The organism is Streptomyces longisporus, from assembly GCF_039532765.1.
GTDB lineage: Bacteria > Actinomycetota > Actinomycetes > Streptomycetales > Streptomycetaceae > Streptomyces > Streptomyces longisporus.
Genome location: NZ_BAAASG010000012.1, coordinates 118,926 through 137,384, shown reverse-complemented (window position 1 = coordinate 137,384; position 18,459 = coordinate 118,926). Strand labels below are relative to the sequence as shown.

The following is an 18,459-nucleotide window of genomic DNA, read 5'->3' as shown; positions in this document are numbered from 1 at the left end:
GGAGCCCATGCGGTCCCCGTCGGCCGCATCGTCCCCAAGCCGTGGGTGCACGAGGGTGAGCTCGCTGTGCGGCAGGTTGTCCAGCTCTCGCTCAGCTTCGACCACCGGGTGTGTGACGGTGGCACGGCAGGTGGCTTCCTGCGGTATGTGGCGGACTGCGTGGAAGAGCCGGCGGTGCTGCTGCGCACGCTGTGACGGCGAGGGCGCCCGCGCGTTCCGGGTGACGCCCATGCGTTCCCTGTGATCGTGAGGGCACGCATACTCGGGGGATGACCTCGCACGAGCCCTCCGGTGACCGGGGCGCCACCCCGGCACACGACGCGTACGACGCCGTCGTGCTCGCCGGGGGCGCCGCCCGGCGGCTCGGCGGCGCCGACAAGCCCGGCGTGCACATCGGTGGCCGGGCGCTGCTCGACCGGGTGCTGACCGCCTGCGCCGACGCCCGCACGACCGTCGTCGTCGCCGGCTCCAGGCCCACCGCCCGGCCCGTGCTGTGGGCCCACGAGGACCCGCCCGGCGGGGGACCCCTCGCCGCGCTCGGCGCCGGGCTGCACCACACCACCGCCGAGCAGACCGTGGTTCTCTCGGCCGACCTGCCGTTCCTCGGGGCGGCCACCGTGCGACGACTGCTGAGCGCACTGCAGGCGAGCGCCACCGAAGGCGTCCTGCTCACCGATGCCGACGGCCGTGACCAGCCCCTCGTGGCCGCCTACCGCACGCACGCGCTGCGCCGCGAACTGGCCGCGCTCGCCACTGAGCACGGCAGCCTCACGGGGCTGCCGCTGCGCCGGCTGACCGCCGCCCTCCACCTCACCCGCGTCCCGGACCCCGTCGCCTCCTTCGACTGCGACACCTGGGACGACATCGCCACCGCCAGGGCACGCATCAGGGAGCATGGGCACGTGTTGGATGAATGGATTTCCGCAGCCAAGGACGAGCTCGGCATCGACCTCGACGTCGACACCGGTGTCCTGCTCGACCTCGCCCGCGACGCCGCCCACGGGGTGGCCAGGCCCGCCGCACCGCTGACCACCTTCCTCGTCGGCTACGCGGCCGCCCAGGCCGGCGGCGGTCCCGAAGCCGTCGCCGAAGCCGCCCGCAAGGCCGAGGCCCTCGCCCTGCGCTGGGCCGAGGAGGCCGACGAGACGGACAAGACCGCGGGCGCCGAGCCCGACGTCGCTCCCGATGCCACCCCCGACACCCGCCCGGACGCCGGATGACCGCCCGCTCCACCCGGCCCGGCGAGGACGTCGAGGACCTCGACGTCGAGGAGGTGCTCGCCCTGGTGAAGGAACCCGACCACCGCACCCCCGACCACCGCACCCCCGGCGACTTGGTACCCGCGTCCGCCCCGCAGGCCGCCGACGCCGCCGCGCCGCACAAGCCCGATGCCCACCACCGGGCCACCCCCTGGCCCGAGGCCCGGTCGATCGCTGCCCGCGCCGCCCGGTCCGGCGCCCGCCGCCCCCTCGTCTCGGTCCCCCTCGAAGCCTCCCTCGGCCTCACCCTGGCCGCCCCCCTCACCGCCCTCACCGACCTGCCCTCCTTCGACACCTCGGCGATGGACGGCTGGGCGGTCGCGGGACCCGGCCCCTGGGACGTACGGGACGAGGGCGTCCTGGCCGGACATGCCGAGCCCGAAGCCCTCACCGACGGCGAGGCCGTCCGTATCGCCACCGGTGCCCGCATCCCCCCGGACACCACCGCCGTGATCCGCAGCGAACACGGCCGCACCGACGACAAAGGCCGTCTGCACGCCACTCGCGAGGTACAGCACGGCCAGGACATCCGCCCCCGCGGCCAGGAGTGCCGCACCGGCGACCAGCTCCTGCCCGTCGGCGCCCTCGTGACCCCCGCCGTCCTCGGTCTCGCCGCGGCCGCCGGCTACGACACCCTCACCGCCGTCCCCCGCCCCCGCGTCGAGGTCCTGGTCCTGGGCGACGAACTGCTCACCGAGGGACGGCCGCACGACGGCCTGATCCGGGACGCCCTCGGCCCGATGCTGCCGCCCTGGCTGCGCGCCCTGGGCGCCGAGGTGACATCCGTACGACGGCTCGGGGACGACGCGAAGGCCCTGCGCAAGGCCGTCACGGGCTCCGAAGCCGACCTGATCGTCACCACCGGCGGCACCGCCTTCGGTCCCGTCGACCACGTCCACCCGACCCTGCAGCGCATCGGCGCCGAACTCCTCGTGGACGGCGTGAAGGTGCGGCCCGGCCACCCCATGCTGCTGGCCCGCACCAAAGAGAACCAGCATCTCGTCGGCCTGCCCGGCAACCCCCTCGCCGCCGTCTCCGGCCTGCTCACCCTCGCCGAACCCCTGCTGCGCACACTGGCCGCACGCCCCGCCCCGGAGCCGTACGCCCTGCCGCTCCAGGACGGGGTCCACGGGCATCCGTACGACACCCGGCTCATCCCCGTCGTGCTGCGCGGCGACAGCGCCGTACCGCTGCACTACAACGGTCCGGCCATGCTGCGCGGGATCGCCGCGGCCGACGCCCTCGCCGTCGTACCGCCGGGCGGCGCCCGCCCGGGTCAGGAGCTGGAACTCCTCGACCTGCCCTGGGCGTCCGCCGGAATCGGGGTGTGTTTCACGTGAAACTTCCGGGCCATGACGCGATCGCCCGCCAGGCGGACGAACATCTCGTGACCCACCGGGTGAGACTGCCGAGGAAGGTGGTCGAACGGCCGATCCGCCAGGTCGCCAAACGGCTGTTACTGGCCCTGGCGGTCCTGGTCGCGACCGCGCTGATCGTGTACGCCGACCACGACGGCTACAACGACAACTCCGACCGCGCGGTCGACCTGCTCGACGCCTTCTACTACGCGACCGTCACCCTCTCCACCACCGGATACGGCGACATCACCCCGGTCAGCGACTCCGCCCGGTTCACCAACATCTTCGTCATCACGCCGCTGCGCGTGCTCTTCCTGATCATCCTGGTCGGCACCACACTCGAAGTCCTCACCGAACGCACCCGGGAGGAATGGCGACTGAACCGCTGGAGGTCCACCTTGCGCGACCACACCGTCGTCGTCGGCTTCGGTACGAAGGGGCGCTCGGCGATCCAGACCGTGTGTGCGACGGGACTGAAGAAGGAGCAGGTCGTCGTGGTCGACCCCAGCTCCAAGGTGATCGAGGCGGCGACGTCCGAGGGCTACGTCGGTGTGGTCGGCGACGCGACGCGCAGCGAGGTGCTGAAGCGGGCCGAGGTGCACCGTGCGCGGCAGATCATCATCGCCACCCAGCGCGACGACACGGCCGTCCTCGTCACGCTGACGGCCCGGCAGCTCAACCGCGGTGCGAAGATCGTGGCCGCGGTGCGCGAGGAGGAGAACGCACCGTTGCTCCAGCAGTCCGGCGCCGACGCGGTCATCACCAGCGCCAGCGCGGCCGGCCGCCTGCTCGGCCTGTCCGTGCTCAGCCCGGCGGCCGCCATGGTCATGGAGGACCTCATCCAGCAGGGCAGCGGGCTCGACATGATCGAGCGGCCGGTCGTGAAGGCCGAGGTGGGCAAGACACCGCGGGAGACGGAGGACCTGGTCGTGAGCGTCGTACGCGGGCACCGGGTGCTCGGATACGACGATCAGGCCGTCGGCACACTGCAGTTGACGGACCGGCTGATCACCATCGTGCGGGCCTCGCCCGGAGCACAGGTCGCCCCCGACGTCCGGCCCCTGCGCCAGGAGTGATCACACCGGGTCGCGGCGCCGCCTCGTGACCGGCCCGAGGACCGGCACGCCCGCGCACCGCCGACGGCAGGGAGTAGCGTCCCCTTCATGCATGCGATCACGATTCCCGAACCTGGTGGGCCCGAGGCGCTGGTGTGGGACGAGGTCCCGGATCCGGTGGCCGGCGAGGGCGAGGTCCTGGTCGAGGTGGTGGCCAGCGCCGTCAACCGCGCCGACATCCTGCAGCGACAGGGCTTCTACGACCCGCCGCCCGGCGCGTCCCGCCACCCCGGTCTGGAGTGCTCCGGCCGGGTCGCCGCGCTCGGTACCGGAGTCTCCGGCTGGGCGGTCGGCGACGAGGTGTGCGCGCTGCTCGCGGGCGGCGGCTACGCCGAGAAGGTCGCGGTTCCGGCCGGACAGCTGCTGCCCGTCCCCAAGGACGTCGACCTCAAGCAGGCGGCCGCGCTGCCCGAGGTGGTCTGCACGGTCTGGTCCAACGTCTTCATGATCGCCCATCTGCGCCCCGGCGAGACGCTGCTCGTGCACGGCGGCTCCAGCGGCATCGGCACCATGGCGATCCAGCTCGCCAAGGCCGTCGGTGCCAAGGTCGCCGTCACGGCGGGCACCAAGGAGAAGCTTCAGCAGTGCGCGGCACTGGGCGCCGACATCCTGATCAACTACCGGGAGCAGGACTTCGTCGCCGAGGTCAAGAAGGCCACCGACGGCGCGGGCGCCGACGTCATCCTCGACAACATGGGCGCCAAGTACCTGGACCGCAACGTCCAGGCCCTCGCCGTCAACGGCCGTCTCGCGATCATCGGCATGCAGGGCGGCATCAAGGGCGAGCTGAACATCGCCACGCTCCTGAACAAGCGGGCCGCCGTCAGCGCCACCTCGCTGCGGGCTCGCCCGCTCACCGAGAAGGCGGCCATCGTCGCGGCCGTACGCGAGCATGTCTGGCCCCTGCTCGACGCCGGCCACATCCGCCCCGTCGTCGACCGCGAAATCCCGATGGACGATGCGGCGACGGCCCACCGGGTCGTCGAGGAGAGCGGCCATGTGGGCAAGGTGCTGCTGGTCGTGCCCTGAATTCCCGCCTCCCCCGGCCATCCACACACAGGGCCCTACGCCCGGCGCATCCGCAGGCCGATGAAGGCGAGGCCGAGACCGAGGCCGATCAGGACCAAGCCGCTGCCCAGGGGCAGGATGCGCAGGACGGGCTCGGCGGGCTGCTCGGCGGCCTGGGCGCCGGGGCGCTGCGCGGGCCTGGAGGGCACCAGGCCCGCCTCCGCGGGCGGCGTCGCCGAGGCGGCCTGCCCCGCGTCCGCCTCCTCCTGGGACGCGTCCTCACCCCCCTCGTCCGAGGGGACGGCCCCGGACTCGTCCGCCGTCTCCCGTCGTCCCGGCCGCTCCCGTCCCTCACCCGCCCGGCTCCCGGCCCGGGACGGCTCGGGGGAGGAGGCGGTGGAAGAGGGGGAGACAGACGCGGAGGGAGCCCGGGAAGCAGCCGCCGGGGCTCCTTCAGCAGCCATGCGGCCCACGTCCGCCCCGTGGGTCGATACCGCCCCGTGCGTTGCCACGCTCCCGTGCGTCGCCACACCGCCGTAGGAGGCGACAGCCCCGTACGACGAACCACCCCCGTACGGAAACACGAGTACGCCCGCCCCCACCCCCACCACCAGTCCGGCCCCCTTCAAAGCACGCAGCCATGGATTCACGCCCCAAGCGTCACATTCATCACTACTTCCGGCATTCCGGGTTCCGCCAAAAAACCGAACCCGCTGCACCAATCCGGGTATGTCGATCCGTCACGGCCGACAGCTCCCGCTGAACATGGGCAGGCCCCCGACCCTCGGCCGTCCGGAACGGGACGGGATCGTCGTCCAGGACGGCGAGGACGAGGCCGGACGGGTGCTGTACACGCTGACCGAGGCGGGTGGCCGAGCTGCGGGCCCGGTTCGCGCGTCCCGTGCGGCGGGCCGCTCCGCCGCGCGACGAACTGGTGATCAAGCTGGTGCCACACGGAGGTCGAGATCCGCCGGCTCGACCTCCCTCAGTTCTCGACCTCGCTCGAACCGGGCCCCCACCGAGGCCCGGCTGGTGCGGCTGAGGACGGAAAGCCACGCGCCGTGACGGAAACTCCCGCACCGTAAACGGTGGATCACCCTCCACAGGGGGCACCACGGTGATGAGATGCACACGTGCGAGAGAATGGCGGCATGGAGATGCCGAGGAACGACAGGTCACCGGAGAACCCCCAGATCCTGGTCGTGGGCCAGGACGGCATGGCGATCGGCGGCGGGGACGAGGACTCCCGCGAGATCCCGGTGACGGAGCAGGTCGAGCAGCCGGCCAAGGTGATGCGGATCGGCAGCATGATCAAGCAGCTCCTGGAGGAGGTGCGCGCCGCTCCCCTGGACGAGGCGAGCCGGGCCCGGCTCAAGGAGATCCACCGCAGCTCGGTGAAGGAGCTGGAGGACGGGCTGGCGCCGGAGCTGGTCGAGGAGCTGGAGCGGCTCTCGCTGCCCTTCACGGACGACGGCACGCCCAGTGACGCCGAACTGCGCATCGCACAGGCCCAGTTGGTGGGCTGGCTGGAGGGCCTCTTCCACGGCATCCAGACCACGCTGTTCGCCCAGCAGATGGCCGCGCGGGCCCAGTTGGAGCAGATGCGGCGCGCCCTGCCGCCGGGCGTCGGCCACGAGATGGGCGAGGACGGACCCACGGCCGGCCGCTCGGGCGGGCCGTACCTGTAGTCACATGGGTGACCTGTAGCGACGTGAGCGAAAGGGCCCGGCGGCCGAAGCCGCCGGGCCCTTCGTCATGCCGGCGTCTGCATGCCAAGCGTCAGGACGGGTTGCCCGTCGAGACGTCGAGCGTGATCTTGACCTTGTGCGGGTCGACGTCCGAGCCGGCCTCGGGGGTCTGGTCGATCACCGCGCCCTCGCCGTACGTGTTCTCGTTGTAGTCGTTGACCACCAGCGACCAACCGGCGGCCTGCGCGCACTCCTTGACCGAATCGATGTACTTGAACCGGAAGTCGGGCACCCGGATCTTGTTCTCGTCGGTGTACGACTCCTGCGGCTCCGTGCACTCCGTCGAGTCGATCACCTTGGTGGTGTCCGGCCCGCGCCAGTCCGCCGCGTGCGTCGTCGTGGGGTCCGGGCTGCTGCCGCCGCCCTGACCGCCGCCTCCGCCGCCCCCACCGCCGTTGAGCGCCAGGGCCGCGATCAGGCCGCCGACGGCGATGATCGAGACGACGATCGTGCCGATGACCACCGACTTGTTGTTCTTGCCGCCCCCCGGAGGCCCCAAGGGCCGCTGCTGGGGCGTGAGGTTGTACGGCGGCGGGGTCTGCGGCTGCGCGTACGGCGACGGCGTCCGGTAGCCGCCCTGCTGCGGATAGCCGTACGCCGGAGAAGGAGGCGGTGTCGGCGCGCCGTACGGATTCGGGTTCGGGGTCGGCGGCTGCGGCGCCCGGTACGGCGTCTGCACGGGGCCCGGCTGTGCCTGGGGCGCCTGCGGGACCGGCGGGAACACCGCGGAGCCGACGCCGGAGCCGCTCTGGGGGCGGGTGCCCGGCACGATGCTCGGCGGGGCGGCCTGCACGGACGCGGCCACCCTCAGGCACTCGTCGCGCATCGACTCGGAGCTCGGGAAACGCTCGTTCGGGTTCTTCTTCAGCGCGCGGGCGACCAGCGCGTCCACCGCGGGAGGCAGCGCCCGGTTGATCGACGAAGGAGCCACCGGCTCCTCCTGCACATGCGCGTACGCGATCGCCAGCGGTGAGTCCGCCTCGAACGGCAGCCGTCCGGTGACGAGTTGGAACAGCATGATGCCGACCGAGTAGAGATCGGACCGGGCGTCCACGCCCCGCCCCAGCGCCTGCTCCGGCGACAGATACTGCGGGGTGCCGACGACCATGCCGGTCTGTGTCATGGACGTCACACCGGACTGCATGGCGCGCGCGATGCCGAAGTCCATCACCTTGACGACGCCGCGCTTGGTGACCATCACGTTGCCCGGCTTGATGTCCCGGTGGACCAGGCCCATCTCGTGGCTGATCTCCAGCGCCGCGAGAACGTCCGCGGTGATCTTCAGCGCCTTGTCGGCGGGCATCGCGCCGAACTGCCGTACGTCCTCGTCGAGCACCGAGCCCAGCGGGCGGCCCTCGACGTACTCCATCACGATGTACGGCGTGGTCATGCCGTCCAGGCTGTCCTCGCCGGTGTCGAAGACCGAGACGATATTGGTGTGCGTGAGCTTCGCCACGGCCTGGGCCTCGCGGCGGAAGCGCTCGCGGAAGGCCTGCTCGCGGCCGAGCTCGGTGTGCAGCGTCTTGATCGCGACCTGGCGGTCGAGCACGGAGTCGTAGGCCAGGTGCACGGAGGCCATGCCGCCCTCGCCGAGCAGGTCGCGCAGTTGATAGCGGCCGCCGGCGAGCGCCCGCCCCGCATACCGGCCCTGTGCGCCGTCCTGGCTCATGTTCCGCTTCCCCCGTGGGCCTTGAGGCGCCGTTGACTGCCGATGATCCAAAGTGCTATTCCCGGCCCAGTCTGCCCCAGGGCACTGACACGTCAAGCTCGGTGCCCGATCCGTGACCGTACGCGATAGAAGCGTCGCGCGAGCGTTACAGAGGCTGTACGGGCGGTACACAGAACTTGCACGGACTGACGGAGTGACGGTTTGATGGCCGGTCCGTCCTGTGCCGGTTCCGGCCCCCTTCTCGGACCGGCGGCTTGCATTGAGGCTGTAGCGTGGCCGACGGAGACCGTAACAACACCGCGCGCACCGCGGGCAGAAACGACGGCGAGGACTGATGGCACAGCAGCAGCGCGCCCAGGGCCCGTCCGACCCCGAGGCGACTGGCGGCGGTATGTCAGATGCGCCGGAAATGTGGGGGAACGGCGGATTGGTCGGGGACGGCCGGTACCGGCTGACCCGCAGACTCGGCCGGGGCGGCATGGCGGAGGTTTTCGCCGCGGAGGACGTGCGCCTCGGGCGCACCGTCGCGGTCAAGCTGCTCCGTGCCGACCTCGCCGAGGACCCGGTCTCCAAGGCCCGCTTCACGCGCGAGGCCCAGTCCGTGGCCGGCCTCAACCACCACGCGATCGTCGCCGTGTACGACTCCGGCGAGGACACGCTGTCCAATGGCGGCTACGCCGCGGGCGGCATCCAGTCGGTGCCGTACATCGTGATGGAGCTCGTCGAGGGCCGCACCATCCGCGACCTGCTGATCAACGCCGAGGCGCCCGGCCCCGAGCAGGCCCTGATCATCGTCTCCGGTGTGCTGGAGGCGCTCGCCTACTCGCACCAGCACGGCATCGTGCACCGCGACATCAAGCCGGCGAACGTGATCATCACGCACACCGGCGCGGTGAAGGTGATGGACTTCGGCATCGCCCGTGCCCTGCACGGCGCGCAGTCGACGATGACGCAGACCGGCATGGTCATGGGCACTCCGCAGTACCTCTCCCCGGAGCAGGCGCTCGGCAAGGCCGTCGACCACCGCTCCGACCTCTATGCGACGGGCTGCCTCCTCTACGAACTCCTCGCGCTGCGGCCCCCGTTCACGGGCGAGACCCCGCTGTCGGTGGTCTACCAGCACGTCCAGGACATCCCCACGCCGCCGTCCGAGGTCTCCGACGCCTCGCCGCCTGAGCTCGACGGCCTCGTCATGCGCTCGCTCGCCAAGGAGCCGGACGACCGCTTCCAGACCGCCGAGGAGATGCGCGGCCTCGTCCAGTACGGGCTGCAGATGCTGTACGACCAGGGCGGCCACACCGGCACCTGGAACACCGGCCCGGTCGCCGTGCACGAGGGTCGGCACACCCCTGCCGCGGGCTTCGCGAGCACGACGGTGCTGCCGCACCCCGGCGACTCCTCCGGCACCACGCAGATCCCGCAGCCGATCCTGCCCACCGGCTACGGCGGCGGGGACGACAGCGGCTTCGAGGGGCACGGCAACAAGGGCAGCGGCCGCGGCAAGCTGTGGGTCCTCGCCGTCCTCGCGGTGATCGCCATCGCGGCGGGCGTCGCGCTGGCGCTGCACAAGACCGGCAACGGCAGTGGCGGCGACGGCACCACCCAGTCGCCGACCACCTCGCAGAGCACCAAGGACGACACGGCCACCGAGTCCCCGACCGACCAGCCGACCGACCAGCCGACGGACACGTCCACGGACAACGGCACCGGCACGAGCTCCGGGGCCGGGAACTACACGCCGTCGCGCACGCCGTCGTACACCCCGTCCCACACCCCCAGCAGCCGTCCGAGCACCCAGCCGACGAACCAGCCGACCACCGCGGACCCGACGGACGACCCCGCCCCGTCGACGCCGACCTCGGGCGACTCGACGGACCCGGGGACGGACGCGGGCGGTGGCAACGGCGGCACCACGGGTGTCACGTCGGGCGTCGGCGGCTGACCAGTCGCCCGGGCTCGCCCGAGGTGAACTCTTCCCGTGACGTGGGTCACCGGGATAACGTGCCGTTGTTCCGGCCCCCTGCAAGGCTGTGACCAGGAGATGTTCCCGACTTTCGCGATTTACTTGGAAATCCAAGCAAAATCGCAGGTCAGGAGGGGTTTCACAGAAATGTGGAGCACTGGGTAACGTGCCTTTTGCAGGGCGCTCGCCGGGGCACCTGTCACGCCTGTCCCCGACCGGGCCGCACCCACCCTGTGCGTCCGTAGGGCTTCAGGCGAGCCGCACTGGCATCCCGGCGAACCCGGGATGCCGGACCGACGGAGGAGCACACGTGACCGTGGAGAGCACTGCCGCGCGCAAGCCGCGACGCAGCGCCGGTACCAAGAGCACGGCCGGCAAGACGACCACCGCAAGGAAATCGCCGAGCACCGACCCCGAGCTCGTACAGCTGCTGACGCCCGAGGGCGAGCGCGTCAAGAACGCCGAGTACGACGAGTACGTCGCCGGCATCACCCCCGATGAGCTCCGCGGCCTGTACCGCGACATGGTGCTCACCCGCCGCTTCGACGCCGAGGCCACCTCCCTGCAGCGCCAGGGCGAGCTGGGCCTGTGGGCCTCGCTGCTCGGCCAGGAGGCCGCCCAGATCGGCTCGGGCCGGGCCACCCGCGAGGACGACTACGTCTTCCCGACCTACCGCGAGCACGGCGTCGCCTGGTGCCGCGGGGTCGACCCGACCAATCTGCTCGGCATGTTCCGCGGCGTGAACAACGGCGGCTGGGACCCGAACGGCAACAACTTCCACCTGTACACGATCGTCATCGGCTCCCAGACGCTGCACGCCACCGGCTATGCGATGGGCATCGCCAAGGACGGCGCGGACAGCGCGGTCATCGCCTACTTCGGCGACGGCGCCTCCAGCCAGGGCGACGTGGCCGAGTCCTTCACGTTCTCAGCGGTCTACAACGCCCCCGTGGTGTTCTTCTGCCAGAACAACCAGTGGGCGATCTCCGAGCCGACCGAGAAGCAGACCCGCGTCCCGCTCTACCAGCGTGCGCAGGGCTACGGCTTCCCCGGCGTCCGGGTCGACGGCAACGACGTGCTGGCCTGCCTCGCGGTGACGAAGTGGGCCCTGGAGCGGGCCCGCCGCGGTGAGGGCCCCACCCTCGTCGAGGCGTACACGTACCGCATGGGCGCCCACACCACCTCCGACGACCCGACGAAGTACCGGGCCGACGAGGAGCGCGAGGCCTGGGAGGCGAAGGACCCGATCCTGCGCCTTCGCCGGTACCTGGAGGCTTCAAACCACGCGGACGAGGGATTCTTCGCGGAACTCGAGGCCGAGAGCGAGGCGTTGGGCAAACGAGTGCGCGAGGCGGTCCGCGCCATGCCGGACCCGGACCACTTCGCCATCTTCGAGAACGTGTACGCGGACGGGCATGCGCTCGTCGACGAGGAGCGGGCCCAGTTCGCCGCCTACCAGGCGTCGTTCGCGGATGAGGGGGGCAACTGAGATGGCCGAGAAGATGGCTCTCGCCAAGGCGATCAACGAGTCGCTGCGCCGCGCCCTGGAGTCCGACCCCAAAGTCCTGATCATGGGTGAGGACGTCGGCAAGCTCGGCGGTGTCTTCCGGGTGACGGACGGCCTGCAGAAGGACTTCGGCGAGAGCCGGGTCATCGACACCCCGCTCGCCGAGTCCGGAATCGTCGGTACGGCCATCGGTCTGGCCCTGCGCGGCTACCGCCCGGTCGTGGAGATCCAGTTCGACGGCTTCGTCTTCCCGGCCTACGACCAGATCGTCACGCAGCTCGCGAAGATGCACGCGCGCTCGCTCGGCAAGGTCAAGCTCCCGGTGGTCGTCCGCATCCCCTACGGCGGCGGCATCGGCGCGGTCGAGCACCACTCCGAGTCCCCCGAGGCGCTCTTCGCGCATGTGGCGGGCCTGAAGGTGGTCAGCCCCGGGAACGCGTCGGACGCCTACTGGATGATGCAGCAGGCCATCCAGAGCGACGACCCGGTGATCTTCTTCGAGCCCAAGCGGCGCTACTGGGACAAGGCGGAGGTCAACACCGAGGCCATCCCCGGGCCGCTGCACAAGGCTCAGGTCGTCCGCGAGGGCACCGACCTGACGCTCGTCGCGTACGGCCCGATGGTGAAGCTCTGCCTGGAGGCCGCCGCCGCGGCCGCCGAGGAGGGCAAGTCCCTCGAGGTCCTGGACCTGCGCTCGATCTCCCCGCTGGACTTCGACTCGATCCAGACGTCCGTGCAGAGGACGCGCCGCCTGGTCGTCGTCCACGAGGCGCCGGTGTTCCTCGGCTCGGGCGCGGAGATCGCCGCCCGCATCACGGAGCGCTGCTTCTACCACCTGGAGGCACCGGTCCTCAGGGTCGGCGGCTACCACGCCCCGTACCCGCCGGCCCGCCTGGAGGAGGAGTACCTGCCGGGCCTGGACCGGGTGCTCGACGCCGTCGACCGCGCCCTGGCGTACTGAGGAGAGGGTCGTGACGACGATGACGGAAGCGTCCGTACGCGAGTTCAAGATGCCGGACGTCGGCGAGGGCCTGACCGAGGCCGAGATCCTCAAGTGGTACGTCCAGCCCGGTGACCGGGTCACCGACGGGCAGGTGGTGTGCGAGGTCGAGACCGCGAAGGCGGCGGTGGAGCTGCCCATCCCGTACGACGGGGTGGTCCGCGACCTGCACTTCCCCGAGGGCTCCACGGTGGACGTGGGCACGCCGATCATCGCGGTGGACGTGTCCGGCGGCGCCGCTGTGCCCGCCCCGGCGCAGGCCGCTGCTCCGGCTGCCCCCGTCGAGGAGAAGCCGGAGGGCTCCGGCCGCCAGCCGGTGCTGGTGGGCTACGGGGTCGCCGCGTCCTCCACCAAGCGTCGCCCGCGCAAGGGCCCCGAGGTGGTGGTCCCGGAGGCCTCGACGGCGGTCCAGAAGGAGCTCAACGGCCACGGGCCGGTCACCGCGACCGCCCCGGCGGGTTCGGCCGAGAAGCCGCGCCCGCTGGCCAAGCCGCCGGTGCGCAAGCTGGCGAAGGACCTGGGCGTCGACCTCGCGACCGTGGTCCCGTCCGGGCCGGACGGCATCATCACGCGCGAGGACGTCCACGCGGCGGTGGCACCGGCGGCCGCGGAGCCGGTGACGGCTCCCGCTGTGTCCGCACCCCCGGCGCCGGTTGCGGCGTACGACACGGCCCGCGAGACCCGTGTCCCGGTCAAGGGCGTGCGCAAGGCGACGGCGGCGGCGATGGTGGGCTCGGCGTTCACCGCGCCGCATGTCACGGAGTTCGTGACGATCGACGTGACCCGCACGATGAAGCTGGTGGAGGAGCTCAAGCAGGACAAGGACCTGGAGGGGCTGCGCGTCAACCCGCTGCTCCTGATCGCCAAGGCCCTCCTGGTCGCCATCAAGCGCAACCCGGGGATCAACGCGTCCTGGGACGAGGCGAACCAGGAGATCGTGCTCAAGCACTACGTCAACCTGGGCATCGCCGCGGCCACCCCGCGCGGTCTGATCGTCCCGAACATCAAGGACGCCCACGACAAGACGCTCCCGCAGCTGGCCGAGGCGCTCGGCGAGCTGGTGTCTACGGCGAGGGAGGGCAAGACCTCCCCGGCGGCCATGCAGGGCGGCACGGTGACCATCACCAATGTCGGCGTCTTCGGCGTCGACACCGGCACCCCCATCCTCAACCCCGGCGAATCCGCGATCCTCGCCGTCGGCGCGATCAAGCTCCAGCCCTGGGTCCACAAGGGCAAGGTGAAGCCCCGCCAGGTCACCACGCTGGCGCTGAGCTTCGACCACCGCCTGGTGGACGGCGAGTTGGGCTCGAAGGTGCTGGCGGACGTGGCGGCGATCCTGGAACAGCCGAAGCGGCTGATCACCTGGGCCTAGGCCCTCCGCCACCTGCGCCGCACCGCCGCGGGACGCCGACATCCCGTCTGCTGTCCCGGCACAGTCGCGGCTGATCACACCCACATGACGGAGCCGCACCTTCGACACGACCCGGCGCCCCCCTCGGGGCGCCGGTGAACCGTGGCGGGCTTCGCCTGTCCGGCGCGGCGAGCGCAGCCTGCAGAAGCCTGCGCCAGCCCCTCACTGGCGTGCACTCTGCCTCCGGACGCCGGTGGACTGTGGTTGGAGTTGCCGGTCCTGCTCGGTGAGGGCAGCTGTCGGGGGCCGCCGTGTACGCGGTCTTTGGGGCGCCGGTGAACCGTGGCGACTTCGCCTGTCCGGCGCGGCGAGCGCAGCCTCCAGGAGCCTGCGCCAGTCCCTCACTGGCGTGCACTCGGCCTCCGGGAGCCTGCGCCAGTCGCTCACTGGTGTGAACTCGGCCTCCGGACGCCGGTGAACTGTGGTTGGAGTTGCCGGTCCTGCTCGGTGAGGGAAGCTGTCAGGGGCCGTGTACGCGGTCTTTGGGGCGCCGGTGAACCGTGGCGGGCTTCGCCTGTCCGGCGCGGCGGGCGCGGCCTTCAGGAGTCGGGTGCCCGTGTGGGTGCGTGGCTTCTTCGGTTACAGGGGGCGGCGGCACAGCAGTGTGGCGATCTGGGGCCTCCTGGTTCCCTCGGGCTCCTGCAGCACCCGTGCCGTGACGGTCAGCCCGGCCTGCTCCAGGAGTTCCACGAGCTGGTCCGGGGGGAGCCGATGCGACTCGTACGAGACCGGATGGCCACCGTAGGCCTGCGCCCGGCGGACACACTCGCCTGCTCCCACATGACCGGCCAGCATGAGCAGGCCGCCGGGCCTGAGCGTCCGGTGGAACTCGCCGTAGACGAGCGGGAGCAGGTCCGGTGGGGTGTGGTGGGTGGAGTAGTAGGCGAGGATGCCGGCGAGGGAGCCGTCCTCGATGTCCAGTGCGGTCATCGAGCCCACCGTGAAGGTCAGGCCCGGATGGGTCCGGCGGGCCAGTTCGATCATCCGCGGGGACAGGTCGACGCCGAAGGCGGACAGCCCCAGCCCGGCGAGGTGCGCCGTCACCAGGCCCGGGCCGCAGCCCAGGTCCGCGACGGGCCCGCCGCCGCCCTCCCGCACGGCCTCCGCGAACGCGGTCAGCAACGAGCGTGACAGCGGGTCCAGTTCGGCCGGTCGCTTGACCTGCTTCAGGTAGTCGGCGGCGACGGTGTCGTAGGACTCCCGGACCGCCGTGAGGTAGGAGGGCTCGGTCACCCGGCGACTCTAGAGGAGGCGTAGGGCCCCTCGCCGTCGGCGAGGGGCCCTCCCTGTTCCTGTGCTGATCCGGGTCAGCCGAGCTGCGCGAACCCGTAGGTCATCAGCTTCTTCGCGTCCGCCTCGCGCTGCGGGATGGACGTGGAGGACAGGACGGTGCCGATGACCGTCTTGCCGCCCCGCGTGGCGGCGAAGACGAGGCAGTACCCCGCCTCCGGGCCGGAGCCGGTCTTCACGCCGATGGTGCCGCTGTAGCTGCTGAGGAGCCCGTTGGTGTTGGTCCACGGGTTCATCGTGCGGATGCTGCCCGTCTTGGTGACGGTCTTCGCGGTGTACGACTTCGTCTTCACGACCGTGCGGAACGTGGAGTTCTTCATCGCGCTGCTGGCGATCTTCGTCAGGTCGCGCGGCGTCGAGTAGTTGTTGCCATTCCCTATGCCGTCGAACGAGTCGAAGTGCGTGTTCGTCAGGCCCAGGCTCCGCGCGGCGGTGTTCATCTTGCCGATGAACGACTTCACACGCGCGTCCCGGGTGGAGCCCGAGCCGAACTTGTCGGCCAGCGCGTACGCGGCGTCACAGCCGGACGGCAGCATCAGGCCGTACAGCAGCTGACGGACGGTCACCTTGTCGCCGACGATCAGGTGGGCCTGCGAGGCGTTGTTGGCGACGACGTAGTCGCTGTACGCCTTCTGGATGGTGACCTTGGCGTCGAGGTTCAGGTTCGGCTGTGCGAGCACGACCTTGGCGGTCATGATCTTCGTGGTGGAGCCGGTGGACCGCTTGGTGTCCGCTGCCTTCGTGTACAGCGTCTTGGCGTTCGCGTTGTTCATCACGTAGCCGCCCTTGGCGACGATCGTGGGCGCGGAGACGGCCTGCGCGGGCGCAGCGGTGAGGGCAGCGGTCGCGAGCATGGCGCCCGCCGTCACGGTGACGGCGGCGGCTCTGCGGACACGACTGCCCGGAATGCCGGTAATCAAGTGTTTACCCCGATTGTGTCGAATGCCCCTGGCGTGCGGCCGAGTTGAGCGTGCAAAGAAGCTGGGGCCGCACGTGTGTGACACGTAAGTAGCACAGAAGGTTGTGCGGCTGCAGAGGCGGGTTCCCGTAAGCAGTAATCCACCGACGGCGATCCGTCCGCATGGTGGACGAACCCCCTCATGGGTACGTGTTGTATCTATCCTGTTCGCATGAGCAGCCCGGGGACCCTGACCGCCAAGCAACCGCCCGCCGCCGACCGCGTCTACACCCACGTCAAGCAGGGCGTCCTGGAGCGCCGCTACGAGGGCGGGACCCTCCTCACCGAGGGCGAACTCGCCGAAGCCGTAGGGGTGTCCCGCACTCCGGTGCGCGAGGCACTGCTGCGCCTCGAGGTGGAAGGGCTGATCAAGCTCTACCCGAAGAAGGGCGCCCTGGTCCTGCCCGTGTCCGCGCAGGAGATCGCGGACGTGGTGGAGACCCGGCTGCTGGTCGAGACGCATGCGGCGCGCAAGGCCGTGCCCGCCCCCGCCGGCCTCGTCGAGCGGCTGGAGGAACTGCTGGCGAAGCAGAAGGCGCAGGCCGCCGCCGGTGACCTCGCCGGGGCCGCCGTCACCGACCGCTGCTTCCACGCCGAGATCGTCCGCAGCGGAGGCAACGAGATCCTCTCCCGGCTCTACGACCAACTCCGCGACCGCCAGCTGCGGATGGGCGTCGCCGTACTGCACTCGCACCCCGACCGGATCGCCAAGACCCTCGCCGAGCACGAGGAGATCCTCCAGGCGCTGCGCTCGGGGGACCCGGAGGAGGCGGTCGGGGTCGTGCACCGGCACGTCAGCTGGTTCTCGCACCTGGCGCGGGGTGAGGTCCGATGAGGTCGGCGTCCGCCGCGACCACCCTGCCGGGTGACCCCCCGGGCGGCCGGCGCGCGATGGCCGTCTGGGGCATCGGCGTCTCCGTCTACTTCGTCGCCGTCATCTTCCGTACGTCCCTCGGGGTCGCCGGCCTCGACGCCGCCGACCGCTTCCACGTCAACGCCTCGGCCCTGTCGACCTTCTCGATCCTGCAGCTCCTCGTCTACGCCGGCATGCAGATACCCGTCGGCCTGCTGGTGGACCGGCTCGGCACCAAGAAGGTGCTGACCATCGGGGTGGTGCTCTTCACGGCAGGTCAGCTCGGGTTCGCGTTCTCGCCCTCGTACGGCATGGCCCTCGCCTCCCGTGCGCTGCTCGGCTGCGGTGACGCGATGACGTTCATCAGCGTGCTGCGGCTGGGCACCCGCTGGTTCCCGGCGCGGCGCGGGCCGCTGGTCGCGCAGCTCGCGGGACTGGCCGGGATGGCGGGCAACCTGGTCTCCACGCTGGTGCTGGCCCGGCTGCTGCACGGCGTCGGCTGGACGGCCGCCTTCGCGGGCAGCGCGCTGGCCGGAGTCGTCGTCCTCGTCCTGCTCCTGCTGTTCCTGAAGGACCACCCGGAGGGGTACGAGCCGGAGCCGTTCCCGCACCAGGGCGCCGCGTACGTGCGGCGGCAGATCGCGGCCTCCTGGCGGGAGCCGGGGACGCGGCTCGGGCTGTGGGTGCACTTCACGACCCAGTTCCCGGCGATGGTGTTCCTGCTGCTGTGGGGGCTGCCCTTCCTGGTGCAGGCGCAGGGCCTGTCGCGGGCCACGGCCGGTGAACTGCTCACCCTGGTCGTCCTGTCGAACATGGTCGTGGGCCTCGTCTACGGCCAGATCATCGCCCGGCACCACGCGGCGCGACTGCCGCTGGCGCTCGGAACCGTGGCGGCGACGGCGGTGGTGTGGGCGGCGACGCTGGCCTACCCGGCCGACCGGGCGCCGATGTGGCTGCTGATCGTGCTGTGCACGGTGCTCGGCTCCTGCGGTCCGGCGTCGATGATCGGCTTCGACTTCGCGCGGCCGGCCAACCCGGCGGAGCGGCAGGGCACGGCTTCCGGGATCACCAACATGGGCGGCTTCGTCGCCTCCATGACGACACTGTTCGCCATCGGCGTGCTGCTGGACGCCACCGGCGACGACTACACGGTCGCCTTCTCCGCGGTGTTCGTGCTCCAGGCGCTCGGGGTCAGCCAGATCCTGCGGCTGCGGGGGCGGGTCGCCCGTCGGGAGCGGGAGCGGCTGGTGGCGAGCCGGGTGGAGACGGTGCACGTGCCCGCGTGAAGCGGGCGGTTCACTGCGACGGACGTTCACAGCC

The 18,459-nt window shown here is 71.3% G+C and carries 16 protein-coding genes; 12 read left to right on the top strand and 4 right to left on the bottom strand.

Annotation, left to right across the window (positions count from 1 at the left end):
- Window positions 1–27 precede the first annotated feature (27 nt).
- The 5 genes from ABD355_RS26290 (at window position 28) to ABD355_RS26270 (ending at window position 4,761) form a co-directional block, all read left to right on the top strand.
- Entirely contained in the window at window positions 28–195 is a 168-nt protein-coding gene (locus tag ABD355_RS26290) for a 2-oxo acid dehydrogenase subunit E2 (RefSeq protein WP_425585797.1), read from the top strand.
- Between the two features lie 74 nt (window positions 196–269).
- Window positions 270–1,220 (top strand): NTP transferase domain-containing protein, encoded by a 951-nt coding sequence (locus ABD355_RS26285; RefSeq protein WP_344403135.1) that lies wholly within the window; start codon window positions 270–272, stop codon window positions 1,218–1,220.
- Complete coding sequence (locus ABD355_RS26280) at window positions 1,217–2,599, top strand: molybdopterin molybdotransferase MoeA (RefSeq protein WP_344403134.1); 1,383 nt, start codon at window positions 1,217–1,219, stop codon at window positions 2,597–2,599. Before ABD355_RS26285 ends, ABD355_RS26280 begins: the two co-directional genes overlap by 4 nt.
- On the top strand, window positions 2,596–3,693 hold the full coding sequence (locus ABD355_RS26275; RefSeq protein ID WP_344403133.1) for a potassium channel family protein: 1,098 nt from the start codon (window positions 2,596–2,598) through the stop codon (window positions 3,691–3,693). The genes ABD355_RS26280 and ABD355_RS26275 overlap by 4 nt, the downstream gene beginning before the upstream one ends.
- A gap of 87 nt (window positions 3,694–3,780) precedes the next feature.
- Window positions 3,781–4,761: an NAD(P)H-quinone oxidoreductase gene (locus ABD355_RS26270; protein ID WP_344403132.1), complete on the top strand. Its 981-nt coding sequence runs from the start codon at window positions 3,781–3,783 to the stop codon at window positions 4,759–4,761.
- 35 nt (window positions 4,762–4,796) lie between these two features.
- Here the strand turns inward: ABD355_RS26270 and ABD355_RS26265 are convergent, their stop codons facing one another.
- Window positions 4,797–5,204: a hypothetical protein gene (locus ABD355_RS26265; RefSeq protein WP_344403130.1), complete on the bottom strand. Its 408-nt coding sequence runs from the start codon at window positions 5,202–5,204 to the stop codon at window positions 4,797–4,799.
- Between the two features lie 687 nt (window positions 5,205–5,891).
- On the opposite strand from ABD355_RS26265, the gene ABD355_RS26255 reads away from it, so the two are divergent.
- A complete protein-coding gene (locus tag ABD355_RS26255) occupies window positions 5,892–6,428 on the top strand; it encodes a proteasome activator (RefSeq protein WP_115907015.1) in 537 nt (178 codons plus the stop codon).
- Between the two features lie 91 nt (window positions 6,429–6,519).
- Here the strand turns inward: ABD355_RS26255 and ABD355_RS26250 are convergent, their stop codons facing one another.
- Window positions 6,520–8,157 (bottom strand): protein kinase domain-containing protein, encoded by a 1,638-nt coding sequence (locus tag ABD355_RS26250; protein WP_344403129.1) that lies wholly within the window; start codon window positions 8,155–8,157, stop codon window positions 6,520–6,522.
- Window positions 8,158–8,491: 334 nt separating this feature from the next.
- Between ABD355_RS26250 and ABD355_RS26245 the strand changes: the two genes are divergently transcribed.
- The 4 genes from ABD355_RS26245 to ABD355_RS26230 all read left to right on the top strand — a co-directional run bounded on the left by ABD355_RS26245 (window position 8,492) and on the right by ABD355_RS26230 (window position 13,999).
- Window positions 8,492–10,099: a protein kinase domain-containing protein gene (locus ABD355_RS26245; protein ID WP_344403127.1), complete on the top strand. Its 1,608-nt coding sequence runs from the start codon at window positions 8,492–8,494 to the stop codon at window positions 10,097–10,099.
- A gap of 331 nt (window positions 10,100–10,430) precedes the next feature.
- Entirely contained in the window at window positions 10,431–11,609 is a 1,179-nt protein-coding gene (gene pdhA / locus ABD355_RS26240) for a pyruvate dehydrogenase (acetyl-transferring) E1 component subunit alpha (protein ID WP_344403126.1), read from the top strand.
- Between the two features lies 1 nt (window position 11,610).
- Entirely contained in the window at window positions 11,611–12,588 is a 978-nt protein-coding gene (locus ABD355_RS26235; RefSeq protein WP_344403125.1) for an alpha-ketoacid dehydrogenase subunit beta, read from the top strand.
- A 10-nt stretch (window positions 12,589–12,598) separates the two neighbouring features.
- On the top strand, window positions 12,599–13,999 hold the full coding sequence (locus ABD355_RS26230; protein WP_344403123.1) for a dihydrolipoamide acetyltransferase family protein: 1,401 nt from the start codon (window positions 12,599–12,601) through the stop codon (window positions 13,997–13,999).
- Window positions 14,000–14,617: 618 nt separating this feature from the next.
- Here the strand turns inward: ABD355_RS26230 and ABD355_RS26225 are convergent.
- Entirely contained in the window at window positions 14,618–15,271 is a 654-nt protein-coding gene (locus tag ABD355_RS26225) for a class I SAM-dependent methyltransferase (protein WP_344403122.1), read from the bottom strand.
- Window positions 15,272–15,345: 74 nt separating this feature from the next.
- Window positions 15,346–16,248, bottom strand: a complete 903-nt coding sequence (locus ABD355_RS26220; protein ID WP_344403121.1) for a D-alanyl-D-alanine carboxypeptidase family protein — start codon at window positions 16,246–16,248, stop codon at window positions 15,346–15,348.
- 210 nt (window positions 16,249–16,458) lie between these two features.
- On the opposite strand from ABD355_RS26220, the gene ABD355_RS26215 reads away from it, so the two are divergent.
- Together ABD355_RS26215 and ABD355_RS26210 are read left to right on the top strand one after the other, a co-directional pair.
- A complete protein-coding gene (locus ABD355_RS26215) occupies window positions 16,459–17,121 on the top strand; it encodes a GntR family transcriptional regulator (protein WP_344403120.1) in 663 nt (220 codons plus the stop codon).
- Window positions 17,118–18,425, top strand: a complete 1,308-nt coding sequence (locus tag ABD355_RS26210; RefSeq protein WP_344403119.1) for an MFS transporter — start codon at window positions 17,118–17,120, stop codon at window positions 18,423–18,425. Before ABD355_RS26215 ends, ABD355_RS26210 begins: the two co-directional genes overlap by 4 nt.
- The last annotated feature ends 34 nt before the right edge of the window (window positions 18,426–18,459 follow it).

Bases quoted from the DNA above. Each gene is read 5' to 3' on its own strand.
- ABD355_RS26285 (WP_344403135.1), top strand. From the start codon at position 270: ATGACCTCGCACGAGCCCTCCGGTGACCGGGGCGCCACCCCGGCACAC.
- ABD355_RS26280 (WP_344403134.1), top strand. From the start codon at position 1,217: ATGACCGCCCGCTCCACCCGGCCCGGCGAGGACGTCGAGGACCTCGAC.
- ABD355_RS26270 (WP_344403132.1), top strand. From the start codon at position 3,781: ATGCATGCGATCACGATTCCCGAACCTGGTGGGCCCGAGGCGCTGGTG.
- ABD355_RS26265 (WP_344403130.1), bottom strand. From the start codon at position 5,204: ATGGCTGCTGAAGGAGCCCCGGCGGCTGCTTCCCGGGCTCCCTCCGCG.
- ABD355_RS26255 (WP_115907015.1), top strand. From the start codon at position 5,892: ATGGAGATGCCGAGGAACGACAGGTCACCGGAGAACCCCCAGATCCTG.
- ABD355_RS26250 (WP_344403129.1), bottom strand. From the start codon at position 8,157: ATGAGCCAGGACGGCGCACAGGGCCGGTATGCGGGGCGGGCGCTCGCC.
- ABD355_RS26245 (WP_344403127.1), top strand. From the start codon at position 8,492: ATGGCACAGCAGCAGCGCGCCCAGGGCCCGTCCGACCCCGAGGCGACT.
- ABD355_RS26235 (WP_344403125.1), top strand. From the start codon at position 11,611: ATGGCCGAGAAGATGGCTCTCGCCAAGGCGATCAACGAGTCGCTGCGC.
- ABD355_RS26215 (WP_344403120.1), top strand. From the start codon at position 16,459: ATGAGCAGCCCGGGGACCCTGACCGCCAAGCAACCGCCCGCCGCCGAC.
- ABD355_RS26210 (WP_344403119.1), top strand. From the start codon at position 17,118: ATGAGGTCGGCGTCCGCCGCGACCACCCTGCCGGGTGACCCCCCGGGC.